The 12,992-nt window shown below is 66.3% G+C and carries 10 protein-coding genes; 1 reads left to right on the top strand and 9 read right to left on the bottom strand.

The window, feature by feature from the left end:
* Positions 1–58: 58 nt before the first annotated feature.
* The 9 genes from ACYQ00_RS19010 to asnB form a co-directional block, all read right to left on the bottom strand.
* A complete protein-coding gene (locus ACYQ00_RS19010; RefSeq protein ID WP_460033639.1) occupies positions 59–1,018 on the bottom strand; it encodes an NAD(+)/NADH kinase in 960 nt (319 codons plus the stop codon).
* Between the two features lie 72 nt (positions 1,019–1,090).
* Entirely contained in the window at positions 1,091–2,542 is a 1,452-nt protein-coding gene (locus ACYQ00_RS19015) for an HD domain-containing phosphohydrolase (RefSeq protein ID WP_460033640.1), read from the bottom strand.
* A 70-nt stretch (positions 2,543–2,612) separates the two neighbouring features.
* Positions 2,613–3,599 carry a TIGR01777 family oxidoreductase gene (locus ACYQ00_RS19020; protein WP_460033641.1) on the bottom strand — a complete coding sequence of 329 codons (987 nt, stop codon included), beginning with the start codon at positions 3,597–3,599 and terminating at the stop codon, positions 2,613–2,615.
* A 104-nt stretch (positions 3,600–3,703) separates the two neighbouring features.
* Positions 3,704–6,175, bottom strand: coding sequence for a tetratricopeptide repeat-containing diguanylate cyclase (locus ACYQ00_RS19025; RefSeq protein ID WP_460033642.1), 2,472 nt, complete (start codon positions 6,173–6,175; stop codon positions 3,704–3,706).
* Between the two features lie 68 nt (positions 6,176–6,243).
* Positions 6,244–8,028, bottom strand: a complete 1,785-nt coding sequence (locus tag ACYQ00_RS19030) for a 4Fe-4S binding protein (RefSeq protein ID WP_460033643.1) — start codon at positions 8,026–8,028, stop codon at positions 6,244–6,246.
* A gap of 15 nt (positions 8,029–8,043) precedes the next feature.
* Positions 8,044–8,976, bottom strand: coding sequence for a DUF362 domain-containing protein (locus tag ACYQ00_RS19035; RefSeq protein WP_460033644.1), 933 nt, complete (start codon positions 8,974–8,976; stop codon positions 8,044–8,046).
* Positions 8,977–9,076: 100 nt separating this feature from the next.
* Entirely contained in the window at positions 9,077–9,616 is a 540-nt protein-coding gene (locus ACYQ00_RS19040; RefSeq protein WP_460033645.1) for a chemotaxis protein CheD, read from the bottom strand.
* A gap of 108 nt (positions 9,617–9,724) precedes the next feature.
* Positions 9,725–10,000: an HU family DNA-binding protein gene (locus ACYQ00_RS19045; protein WP_460033646.1), complete on the bottom strand. Its 276-nt coding sequence runs from the start codon at positions 9,998–10,000 to the stop codon at positions 9,725–9,727.
* Positions 10,001–10,093: 93 nt separating this feature from the next.
* Positions 10,094–12,073 (bottom strand): asparagine synthase (glutamine-hydrolyzing), encoded by a 1,980-nt coding sequence (asnB, locus tag ACYQ00_RS19050; RefSeq protein WP_460033647.1) that lies wholly within the window; start codon positions 12,071–12,073, stop codon positions 10,094–10,096.
* Positions 12,074–12,305: 232 nt separating this feature from the next.
* Between asnB and ACYQ00_RS19055 the strand changes: the two genes are divergently transcribed.
* On the top strand, positions 12,306–12,974 hold the full coding sequence (locus ACYQ00_RS19055) for an HAD family hydrolase (protein ID WP_460033648.1): 669 nt from the start codon (positions 12,306–12,308) through the stop codon (positions 12,972–12,974).
* Positions 12,975–12,992: the final 18 nt, after the last annotated feature.

Genomic DNA, 12,992 nt, shown 5'->3' on the forward strand with positions numbered 1-12,992 from the left:
TCGATCTCGGCAATAGGTTCGGCGGGGAATGGCGGCCCTGCTGGGCGCAAGGTCGCGGTCAGGCGCTTTCGTCTTCCTCGGGCACAATGGATTCGCAGCCGTAATCCTGCCAGGCCAGACCGGGATCCGTATTGCGGTGCAGAAATCCTTTCACCTTCAGCCGTTGCAGGTAGTTGGAGCCTTGCAGGGTGGCGAACCGCAGGGCGTTGGGCAGCCCCTCGATGCGCACGGTGTCCCCGGTGTGCAGGGGCCAGCCCTCCTGCCCGTCCACGGTGAGCCAGATCTCCGAGCGGCAGGGCAGCAGCGTCACCTCGGTGCGCCGGGAACAGGGCAGGACCAGGGGATAAAACGTATCCAGAAACGGGCAGATGGGCGTGAGGCAGTAGGCGTCGACATCCGGATGGATGAGCGGGCCGCCGGCGGAGACGGCATAGCCCGTGGAGCCCGAGGGGGTGGAGGCCATGAGGCCGTCGCAGCGCAAGGGGCCCAGGCGTTCGCCCTGGACGGAAATATCCAGCATGGCCAGCCGGGCCACATTGCCGCGGCTGATGACCAGATCGTTCACGGCCTTGCCCATGGCCACGGAATTGCCGCCGCGGCGGATCATCCAGCCCAGGGCCATGCGCTGGTGCACGGCCACGCCGGTTTCCAGGATTTGCGCCAGGGCCTCGCGCCAGGCGCCGGGGCACAGCTCCGTCAAAAAGCCTATCTTGCCGAGGTTGAAACCGAGGATGGGCGGCGAGGGCTGGGGCAGCTGCCTGGCCACGCTCAGAAAGGTGCCGTCCCCGCCGATGACCAGGACCAGATCGCTCTTGAATTGCGGCTCCACGCTGCGGGAACGGGAGTTGGAGCCCAGCTGGTTGGTCCAGCAGCGTACGGCCACGCCCTGGGCCCTGAGCCAGTCCCGCATGTCATGGGCAAGGTCACGGGCCTCTTCATCGCCGGGTTTGTCCACGACTTCCACGGCGCGAATGGTTTCCACCACCTGACAGATGGCGTCCTGTGCAGTATGTGTCATAATGAACCATACACCGGGCTGTGGATGGCTGCAAGGGGGCGCAAGGGGGGAATTGACGGGGGAAGCGAGGGGCTAGTCGATGGAGAAGCCGCCCTCCCGGAAGAGGCGCAGGCAGTGCCGGACCACGAGCGGATCGTAGCGTGTGCCCTGATGGGCCTCAATCTCCTCCAGGGCCAGCTGCAGACCCAGGGCGGCGCGGTACGGGCGGTGGGAGCTCATGGCCTCCACCACATCGGCCACCATGATGATCCGCGCCTCCAGCATCACCTCTGTGCCGGACAGGCCGCGGGGGTAGCCGGTGCCATCCAGCCGTTCGTGATGCTGCAGCACCATTTCCGCCACCGGCCAGGGAAAGGAGATGCCCTTGAGGATGTCGTATCCCACTTCGGGATGGGTCTTCATCAGGTTCATCTCATTTTCGGTGAGCCGGGCCGGCTTGGAGAGAATTTCCGCAGGGATGTAGATTTTGCCGATGTCATGCAGCAGGCTGGCCACGCGCAGCCCCTGTATCTGTTGCTCTTCCAGGCCCATATCCCGGGCAATGGCCTCGGCGATGACCCCCACGCGCAGCTGGTGCCCGGCGGTGTACGGATCGCGCTTTTCCGTGGCCATGGCCAGGGCGGCCACGGTTTCATCCAGCGTGCGGGCCAGGGTGCGCACGCTTTCCTTGAGGGCGGTCTCAGTGCGGCGGGCCTCGGTCATGTCCCGGAACACCAGGACCACGCCAAACAGGTCGCCGTCTCCGGCCTCGCCGGTCGAGTCGCCGACAATGGCCGAGGCGGAGAGGTCGATGGGTCGCTCCTGGCCTTGCCGGGAAACAAGCACGGCGGATTCCTTGAGCCGGAAATTCTGCCGCTGCCGGAGCACCTGATCCACCAGCAGGCACAGGTCCTCCCCGGTGCCTTCGTTCAGAATCCGAATGGCATTGTGCAGGGGCAGACCCAGGGCATGGCCCTTGGGCACGCCGCAGAGCTGTTCCGCCACGGGATTCATGAACCGGATGCGGCCTTCGCGGTCCGTGGAGATGACGGCATCGCCGATGGAGCGCAGGGTGGTGGAGAGCCAGCGCTCGCTGCGCTGGAGCCGGTCATCCATCTTGTGCTTGAACAGGGCCATCTGGATGCAGGTTTCCAGCTCCCTGTCTTCGAAGGGCTTGATGATGTAGCCGAAGGGCTCGGTGATCTTGGCCCGGTGCAGGGTTTCCTCGTCGGCATAGGCTGTGAGATAAATGACTGGAATATTGGCTCGTTTGCGGATGGCTGCGGCCGCGTCGATACCGTCCATATCCCCTTCGAGCATGATATCCATGAGCACCAGATCCGGATTCTGGGCTGCGGCGGCCAGGGCGGCGGATTCGCCGGAGGTGACGCAATCCACCACCGCATAGCCCAGGTGCCCCAGGCGGCGGCGGATATCCAGGGCCACGATGGGCTCGTCCTCCACCACCAGGATTTTCGGGCGCCCTCCCAGGGGGCGGGTGTCCATGGGGGATATGGAAAGATCTTCAAAAATATCAGGCAGCATGCGGCGTCACCTTGAAGTTGTTGGGGCTGGCGCGTCGAACAGAACGGCGGCCCGGGTCTCGGGAGGCGTGTCAGGCATGGGCCGCGCCTCCCTGCCGGTGGGCGGCCGGCGTCTGAAGCGTGGCCTGCAGGGCGTGCTCCAGGGTCGGGAAGATGAAGCTGTATCCGGACTGCAGCAGCCTGGTGGGCATCACCCGCTGGCCAGCCAGCAGCAGTTCGCGGGCCATCTCACCCAGGGCCAGGGTGAGCAGCGTGGCCGGCACCGGCAGGACGCAGGTCCTGTGCAGGGTTCGGGCCAGCGTTTTGCAGAATTCCCGGTTGGTGACCGGAGCAGGGCTGACAAAGTTCACCGGCCCTTCCAGGGTCGGCGTGTCCAGGCAGTGGAGCATGGCCTGCACTTCGTCCTGGCGATGGACCCAGGGGAACCACTGGCGGCCGCTGCCGAACTGGCCGCCCAAAAAGGTTTTGAAGGCCGGCAGCATGCGGGCCAGCACGCCTCCTTCTGCGTCCAGCACCACACCAGTGCGCACCAGCACGCGGCGGATGCCCAGATCCGTGGCCGCAAGGGATTCGTGCTCCCAGGCCACGGCTGTTTCCGCCAAAAAACCTTGGCCGGCCGGGGATGATTCGTCCAGCAGCTCGTCTCCACGGTCGCCATAGAACCCCACGGCAGAGCCTTGCAGCAACACCGATGGCGGCGAGGCCGTGGCGCGCAGGGCTTCGAGCATGGTCCGTACACTGTAGATACGGCTGTCGCGGATGCGTTGTTTCTGGGAGGCGGACCAGGGGCGGGCGGCAATGTCCTCCCCGGCCAGATTGACCACGGCGGCGGCGCCGTTCAAGGCGGTGGGCAATTCTTTGTAACTGCAGAAGGCCAATTTGTTCGAGGCGATGGCCGTTGCAGCCCAGGGACGGGCCCGCAAGGGGGCCGATGCATCGTCCGGCTTGCGGGACACAACCCGGACAATATCCCCTCGCTCCAAAAGACGTTGCACCAGCAACCGGCCGATGAAGCCGGTGCCACCGATGACAACAAGGCTGCGCGCTGCTGCGTCCATAGTTCGTCCCCCCTTGGCCATGGTGGAAACGGAGTCAAGGCATCGTACACCTTCACTCGAAAAGCGCAAGCAGGAAGAGGGGAACTGTAGAGGAGACGGCGCTGCTACATACCCTGGGCCTTGGCCAGGCAGTCCTTGGCGTCCTGGGAGCGGCCCAGGGCGTCCAGGGCGCGGGCCAGCTCCTGGATGAAGGGCTTGTGTCCGGGCATGAGCGCCACGCTCTGGGAAGCCAGGACCTTGGCCAGTTCGGGGTCCTCGCCGGCGTCCAGGTACATCCGGGCCAGCAGGTGCAGGGAGTGGGCGTCCTTGGGATCCAGGGAGAGGGCCTGATGCAGACATTCCCGGGCTTCGTCGAGCCGGCCCATGGTGTAATGCAGCCGGGCCAGGGGACGGCGGGTGATGGCATGGCCGCCTTGCAGGGCGGCGGCCTTGTTGTACCAGCTCAGGGCCTGGGCCGAGGCGCCGGCGCTTTCGGCCATCTGCCCCAGACGGATGAAGGCATACAGGTGGGAGGGGTCCAGGGTGATGCAGCGACGGAAGGCCTTGCGCGCAGCCGGGGCCTCACCCAGGCGCTGGCAGACGCAGCCGAGGTTGTACAGGGCCTTGGCGTCGTCCGGATCGCGGCGCACGGCTTCCTCAAAATGTTCCCGGGCCTGGGGCAGCCGGCCCAGCCGGGCCTCGCACACCCCCAGGGAAACGCGGGCCAGATTGTTCTGCGCATCGGCCAGCAGGGCCAGCTTGTACTCTTCCAGCGCGTTGTACAGATCGTTCTGGCTGAAGAGTTTGTCCGCATGGATGGTCAGGGCCAGGGAGTCGCACTGGCCCACATGCGGTGCGGGCAACAGCTGGGAATATTCCAGGGCCTTGCGGCAGTTCTCCAGCACGTCGGCCTTGCGGAAGTGCAGTTGCGGGTAGCCTGCCACGCCCACGGCCGCCTCCATGCCCAGCCGCTCCAGCCGCCGGGCCAGCTCGGTGTGAGCCGTCAGCACGTCCTGGGAGGTCTGGCCAGGGTGGAAAAAGATGCAACTGTTCAGGCTGAACCGGCCGCCCACCACCTCGGGCCCCAGCATTTCCCGGGCCAGCCCGGCGGCCTCGCCCACCAGTTGCTCGGCGTGCTCCTGGGCCAGCCCGGCGGCCGGGCGCACGCGGACCAGAGCCAGGGAGAAGACATCCTGGGATTCCCTGGCGTTACGCAGATGTTCCAGAAAATCGCGGTACAGCAGCAGGCCGGTCAGGGCGTCGCGGCCCTGGGCGTGGTCCCTGGAGGTGGCGGCGGTGGTGGCCATGGTTTCACTGCGGCTGTCCTTGACCAACGTGAGCCGGTCGCCGACCTCCACGGTCCAAGAGGCGTCGGAAAGATGCATGACCTCAGCCTGGCTCTGTTCGCGGGAGGTTTCCAGAATCAGCAGTTCGCCCTTGAAGAGCGGGGAGAGCCCGTTGCCGCCGGCCTGGGTGCGCGGCTTGTCCTTGCCCCAGACCAGGAAACGCTGCCCTTCCTGCGCGCCCAGCGAGGAACCCAGGGTGATGATACAGCGATGCATGGGCAGCAGCCGTGAGACCGCGCCACCTTCTTCCAGCACCTGACGGAAGGAAAAGATGCGTTCTGCGGAGGCCTCCCGCGCGGCCTGTGCGGCCTTGCGGGCGCGGTCCAGGAGCACGCGGGCCAGTTCGGCGGGGTTGCGTTCGGCCTGGCTGCCGTCGATATCCTGCGGAAAACAGGCGTGGCCACAGCTGACATCCAGGCGGAAGTCGCAGCCGGTGATCTCATGATGCACGGCCAGGGCGTCGATGGCCTGGCGCGCGGCCAGGGCCGTTTCCCGGCACAGTCTGGGCGTGGCCTCGCGAACAAAGATGGCAAACAGCCCATCTTCCACGCGGGCGGCCAGGGTGGTTTCCGGCAGGGCCGCGGCCAGGGTCCGGGCGGCCTGGGTCAGGGCGTTTTCGGCAAAACAGTGCCCGGCACGCTGGATGATCCGGTCCAGCCCGGCCAGCTGCACGGCCACCACGCCCATGGAGGCCCGCCAGGGAATGCCGGCGGCCATGGGTTCAATCTCGGAGACGGCAGGCAGGGCGTCGGGTTCTGGCGCGTCCTCGCCGGTCTCGGCCACGCCGAAGGATGCGCCCAGGGTGTGATGCGGCCGTGAGGCCTGCCGGACGGCTTCGATCTCCCGCGTCACCTCGGCCAGAAACGCCTGCCGGTGCGTCAGTCCGGTCAGCGGATCACTGGTGGCCAGCTTGTGCAGGAACAGCTGCTCCAGGCAGGTCGTGGCCAGCCGCGGCAGACCGGCCAAAGTCGTCTTGGGTGCCTTGAGGGTGGCTCCCTTGAGCACCACGAGGCCCAGACATTCCCCTTCAAACAACAGCGGGATCAGTACCTTGCGCTCGCGAGGCAGGTGGACGGCCCGCAGACCGTGTTCGTCCACCATCTCCGAAGGCAGGTGCTGCGGGAAGAACAGGTGGCCGGCCTTGAACGGGATGAACCGCCCGAGGGATTCCTTGAGCAGCGGCTCGTGGGCCACCAAATCCTGACGCGACAAGGTGACGGCGCTGGCCGTGGGGATCATTCTGGAATACATGACCCCAGGGTGCCATAGTCTAGACAATTTCTCAAGAATTTTTCATGTGCCGACAAGGTACTGGCGACTCATTCAGGACTGGAAAACCCCGGCGGCAGGTTCCCGGGCGGCAGGTCCCCGAATGGCTGCGCTCCGCCAGCAGGGGCGGCGGGCTCGGCAGGAGATGTCCCGGAGTGGCCATAGGGATCTGTCCCGAACATTCCAGCTTCCGGCATCGGCGGGGGCCTATGGATGGCAAGGCGGATATCCAGGCCGCGGGCGCGGTTCTCCTCCAGGTAGGACCCCTGCTCCAGCCGCACGGCCGCCGCAGGTTCGACCGCAATGGCCCGCTCGGCCCGCACCGGGCAGTGGAACTCGCAGTAGCCGCAGCCGGCGCAGCGTTCCTCATGCACCACGGGCACGGCCACGGCGAGGCCGGGCTGACGGACCAGTTCAATGGCGTCGTAAGGGCAGACTTCGTCGCAGACCAGACAGGCCTTGTTCTCTTCCCAGGCCAGGCATCGCTGGCGCCGGACCCTGGCCGTGCCGACCTTGACGGCCTGCTTCTCGGGCAGGGGCAGCGGCCGCAGGGCCTGGGTCGGGCAGACCTGGCCGCAGCGGGCGCAGTCCGGCTCGCAGGGGCCGCGGCGCGGGGTCAGCACCGGGCTGAACAGCCCGGCGGCGCCGGCCTGCGTTCCCAGCGGCTGCAGGGTGTTGGTGGGGCAGACGGTCATGCACAGGCCGCAGCGGACGCACCGGGCCAGAAACGCCGGCTCGGGCAGCGCTCCGGGCGGGCGGATGGCTGCCGGAGAGGGCAGTTCTCCCACGCCGGCCGGGGCCAGGGGGGTGGTCAGCTCCAGTCTGGCGAGCATGGAGACGGACGCGCCGGCTCCAGCGCCCAGACCTGCCAGACGCAGAAACTGCCGCCGGCCCGAGGACAGGGGCGAGGCGGTCGCGTCCTTCTGTCCGGAAAGGGAATCAGGCAGGGAAAAGGAGACCGCCCCGACGGGACACACCTCCACGCAACGCTGGCAGGCGATGCAGTCCTCGCGCCGGGTGGCGAACGGATCGTCCGGGATGGCGTCCATGGGGCAGCGGGCCTGACACTTGCCGCAGCCCACGCAGGTGCTGCGTACCTGTCGGGAGAGGGCCGGTCTTCTGGAGAGGAGCCCCAGCAGCGCCCCGGCCGGGCAAACATGGCGGCACCACAGCCGTGGTCCGAGCCAGATCCCGGCGCCAAGCAGCGTCAGAAAAAACAGGGCCTGGAACCACAGGGTGGCGTAATGAGGGAGGGCAATGGTCAGGAACTGTAGCTTCTTCCAGCCCAGGGCCTTGCCCAGGAGATGCAGCAGGGGCAAGAGCGCATCGCCGGAAAGCGTCAGGAAGGGAGTGACCAGGAGGCCGTACAGCCGGGTGGCCAGGGCCAGGGGCGCGGCCAGGAACACCCAGGAGACGCCCAGCGCGGCCCCGGTCAGCACGGCGGCCAGCACGGCCCGATTCAGGCGATTCAGGCGGGGCCGGCTGTGGTCCGAACGGCGGGGCGCGGCGCATCGCGCGCCAGGTGCGGCCGGGAAGCGGCCTGTCAGCTTGTCCGTCAGATCAATGGTCGTTCCCAGGGGGCAGATCCAGCCGCAGAAGAACCGGCCAGCCAGGAGCGCCGAGGCCAGCACGACCACGCCGGGCCAGAGCACTGGCAGCAGGCTGCGTCCGCTCAGCATGGTGGCCGGGGCGGTCAGGGGGTCCAGCCGCAACAGGAACGCCCCGGGCCAGGCCAGCCAGAGGGTCAGCACAAAGAGCAGCAGGGTCACCCCTTGCGTCAGCCGCCGCAGCAGGGCGAGGCCTCGCGGGGAACGGTGACGGCGCATGGCGGCCATGGGCCGGTTCCGGCGCTAGAGCGCCAGCTCCCGCTTGCGCATGTTTTCCACGTCGATGCGCCCCAGTCCGCGGGCGGCGGCCAGGCGCAGGTGGCCGACCTGATTGGGCTGCATGCGCCGGCCCCACCATTCAAAGGAGGCCACGGCAAGGGCGTCGGCGGCAACACCGTCCCTGGCGGCGATGACCGTATTGGGGGTGATGACCTTGCCGGGTCCGAACGGGCCATTGGTGGTCAGGACGCGGGTGGCGTCCACCAGGGTCAGAGCCGGGGTGAGTTTGGTGTACAGGTCCACAATGGCTTCGTCGAGGTTGTAGCGGGAGTGCATGCTGCCGCGGTCCCAGATCAGGCCCATCATGCCCTTCATGGAAAGGGAAACGCCGGTGGAGCCGTGGGACTTGGCCACCGGCGCGGCGATGAGCACGTCGGCGTCAAGCGCGGCCTTGAGGAAGGCGTTGCTGCGCATTTCCCTGGCGGCGGGGATGTCGGCGTCGGCAAAGAAGCCCGGGGCGTTCACAGCCTGGACCATGTGCTCGTCCACGGCGGCGCAGGCGTCGCGAATGCCGGCGCGTTCCAGACAGGCTTCGGGCGGGCGCAGGGGGTGGTCGATGATCAGCACGTCGGCCGCGCCGGCTTCCTTGCACAGGGCGGCCAGCTCGCGAACCACCTCGGGATGGGTGGTGGTGGCCAGTTCCGGGGGGTTGGCAAAGCTCATGTTGGGCTTGATGAGCACCTTTTGTCCTGGTTTGACAAAGGCCTGCATCCCGCCCAGGAGTTCCACGGCGGCGCGGGTGGCAGCGGCAGGTGCGCCCTTGACCATGGCCAGCTCCGGGGCCACTTCGGAAGACGCCTGGGCGAACGCGGCATTCAGGGACACAAGCCCGGATCCGGCGGCCGCCAGGCAGCACGCTGCGCCAGCCTGGAGGCGAAGAAACTCGCGACGTCGCATGGGACCCTCCTCAGGCAACATACTGCAGGGACTTGATACCCTCAGCACTAGCCTGCGGCGTCGGACCAGGACAACTTACAAATATGTTACATGCAGTTGGTCAGCGCAGGGATTTGAGCCAGACATCCCCGGATTCGGTATGAAAAAACAGCTTGCGGCCCAGCGCACCGCCCACATGCTCGCCCCGGATGGGAATGCCGGCCTCGGCCAGCATCCGCCGGGCGACATCCACGTTGCGGCCGCCAATATTCAGATTCCAGTAGGCGCCGGATTCCAGCCGGGCCGCAGAGACTGGCGAACGGCCGAGCAGGGTGCAGGCGCCGCCAAAGAGCTTGGCGTCCAGCGTTTTCGGGGCAATGCCGCATCGGCGGAACCGATTGAGCAGAACGGTGATGGCCACATCCACAAAGCGGCATGCGCCGTGGTCGCCCAGTTCCCGGCCTTTGAAACCTCCGTCGGACTGCGGCAGCATGGCGTGACAGATGGCCGACATGCCGGACTCGGCATGATGAAAGGTCACAGAGATGCAGGAGCCCAGCACTGTGGTGACCAGACAACGTTTCCGGGTAAAAATGCATTCGCTGATGCGCAAATGCATAACAGGCAGCGAGGAATCCAGGAGACTGTTAAGGGTAGGCATCAATGGCTCCTGGACCCGGAAAGAACGCGCTCACTCGGCATGTTGCAGGCAATGCGCCGACATCGGACGAGCGGTCCCGCTGCCGGCGCAGTAATGCGTGGCGATGGCTCAGCCGTTAAGCACGTCTTTGAGCTCCTTGCCGGCGCGAAACGCGGGCAGCTTTTTGGGCGGCACTTCCACATTGGTGCCGGTTTTGGGATTCCGCCCGAGATAACTTTTGTATTCCTTGACTTTGAACGAGCCAAAGCCGCGGATTTCCACCCGTTCCCCCCGGACCATGGCATCGCGCAAGCAGTCGAAGAACGTGTCCACCATCATGGCTGCTTCTTCCATGGGCAGCGCATGCTCTTCGGCCAGCGCCTTGACGAGTTCACTCTTGTTCATGGTGTCAAAACCCCCACATTAAAGGACAGTTGAACGACTTTACCATAAATTACATCAGTACGCGCCTTCCATCATGGTGGCAAGAGGGGATAACTACTTTTTCGAGCACTCGACACGCCGGCGGGCTTCCCGTTTTGTCCAGGCGCTCAGGCAGCAGCAGCTCCACAGGAAGTGCTGGTGGTCCTGCCGTCCTTCCCGATGTTCACGAGCCACGCGGGCTATGGCCGAAGGATCCAGCCCCATGGCCAGGCAGCTGGTGCCGTCCAGCAGGCTTTCCGTCTGTTCCCGCAACGGGCCAAACAGCCAGTGCTTCAGCGGCACGGCAAAGCCGGCTTTGGGACGCTCGAACAAGTGTCGCGGCACGTGCCGGGCCAGGATGCGCCGCAGAACTGCCTTGCCCTTGCCGCCCTGCCAGTGGACACTCACCGGCATGGGCAGGGCGTGACGCACCGTCAGTTCATCCAAAAGCGGCGGCCGGACTTCCAGGGCGCAGGCCATGGAGGCGCGGTCCACCTTGGTCAGGCAGTCTTCGGGCAGGTAGTGGAGCAGGTCGGCCAGCATCATCGCCCGGCGCACATCGCCGTGGGCCAGGCGCATGGCCTGCTGGGCTGTTTCCATGGCCCGGGAGAGGGCGTGAAACTGCGCCACCGTGCCCGCACCGGCATAGGCTGCCAGATGTGCGTACCAGTCGTAGACGTATTGGATATAGAGGGTGGGCAGCTCATGATACCCCAGCAGGCCCAGCCGCCAGTTGTCCATTCTGGTGCGCGGCCCGCGGGGCGGGCCGGGACGCGTCAGCCGGGCCAGACGGCGCGCCCGGGCGGGCAGGTGTTGCAACACCGGCAGCAGCCGGGTCAGGTGATGGTAGCGTGTGTAGCCGAAGAACTGTTCATCCCCGCCATCGCCGGACAGCGCCACGGTGACGTGCTGCCGCGCAAAGCGGCACAGCAGGAGCATGGCTGCGGCGGAGGCGTCACCAAACGGTTCGTCATAGACCTCGGCCAGGGTGGGAAAGACCTCCAGCAGATCCGCCGGGGTGACGATGCGTTCGTGGTGGTCTGTGCCGAGGTGCCCGGCAATGGCCCTGGCATAGGGGGCCTCGCTCATCGCGTCCGCCCCTGCTTGGGCGAACCCCATGCAGAAGGTCTGAATGCGGCCGCCGCCCTGTTGCCGTGCGTGCTGCACAGCCAGGGCCGTCACCAGCGAGGAATCCAGCCCGCCGGAAAGGAACACGCCCACGGGCACGTCGGCCTCCAGCTGTCGGGCCACGCTCTGGGCCAGGGCTGCTTCGAGTTCGTGTTCCAGGACGTCATAGCCACGAAGTTTGCCGGGTCGAGCCTCCAGCCAGTCTGCCCACTGGGGCATGCCCCACCAGGCGCGTTCCTGCAGGTGGCCGTCAAAGCGGACCCGCAGGCAATGCCCGGGCGGCAGTTTGCGAATATTCGCATAGATGGAGCGGGGCGCGGGCACGCATTTGGTGGCCAGCAGTTCCAGCCGGGCCAGCGGATCGATGGCTGGATCAAAGCCGGGCAGGAGGGTGAGCGGGGTGATGGTGGAGGCGAAGGCGATGCCGCCGGGCAGCCGGGTCCAGGCCAGGGGCTTGATGCCCAGGCGATCCCGCGCGGCGAGCAGCACGCCTGCCATCAAATCGACATACACAAAGGAGAACATGCCTTCCAGACGGGGCAGGGCGGCTTCGCCCCAGTGCATCAGGGCCTGGAGCAGGACCTCGGTGTCGGATGTTGTGTGAAAGCGGGCCCCGGCGGTTTCAAGCTCGCGCCGCAGGGCGGCGTGGTTGTAAATCTCACCGTTAAAGACCAGCTGATGCCGGCCTGCCTCCGCAGCGGGGCTTTCGGCGTTGGCCATGGGCTGGTTGGCCCGCGGGTCCAGATCCAGAATGGCCAGGCGGGTGTGTGCCAGGGCCAGACGGCCGTCCAGGAGCAGGCGCAGACCGGCGTGGTCCGGGCCGCGGCTGGCCTGCAGGCTGTTCATGTGGCGCAGCAGGATCTCCGGCCAGGGCGCGGCGTGTTGGGAGGGCGTATCCCAGGCGTAACAGGCGACAAAGCCGCACATGGACAAGGTTCTCCTCGGTGCTGCAGGCAGGAACGCAACGGGGCGTGAGGTTTATCTCTTATAGGATAATTGCCGAAAATGCCAATCCGTCCGGGTAAAAAATGCGAAAAAGCCTGCGGCTGTTTCCCGAATTCAGGAATTGTTACGGAATGCGGTGAATGGGTTGTGCTGCGGCCCGCATCGAAGTACAAAAGGCACCGTGCCCTAACCACTCAACCCCAAGCAGTCAAAAATGCCGACAATTCGAGCAGTGCTCTTCGACTTTGGTGGCGTTGTGGCCCAGGAAGGGTTCGTGGGAGTCATGCGCCGCGAAGCCCTGGCCCAGGGGCTGGATCCCCAGGCGGTGATGCTCGCAGCCGTGGAAGCCATGTATGGCTCCGGCTACCTGACCAATGCCGCCACCGAGGAAGACTTCTGGTCCCTGTTCCAGGCCGCCAGCGGCCTGAAGGGGGATTGGGCCGTCATGCGCGAGGCGATTCTCTCCCACTGCACTCCGCGGCCGGAAATGCTGGCCCTGGCCGGGGTGCTGGCGGCCGAGGGCATCGTGCCGGCCATATTGTCGGACCACACCGACTGGCTGGACGAGCTTGAACGGCGGCACGGTTTTGCCATGCATTACGAGCACGTCTTTAACTCCTATCACACGGGCTCCACCAAACGCGAGCAGGCTGCATTTCTGCATGCGCTGGAAGTCCTGGACGTGACACCCGAGGAGGCCGTGTTTGTGGACGACGCCCGGCGCAATGTGGCCCTGGCCCGGGAGCTTGGCCTGCATGCGGTCCTGTGCGAGGAGCTGCCAGAGTTTGCCCGGGAGTTTCGCCGGGTGTTCTCAGAAGCCGGCCCCTCCGGCGTATTGCTGGTGATGGAGCCCCTGCTGCAGTCGTTTTTGGGAAGGCCATGACGGAAAGCCCGGTGGAGT

The sequence above is a fragment of the Megalodesulfovibrio paquesii genome (genome assembly GCF_054653055.1).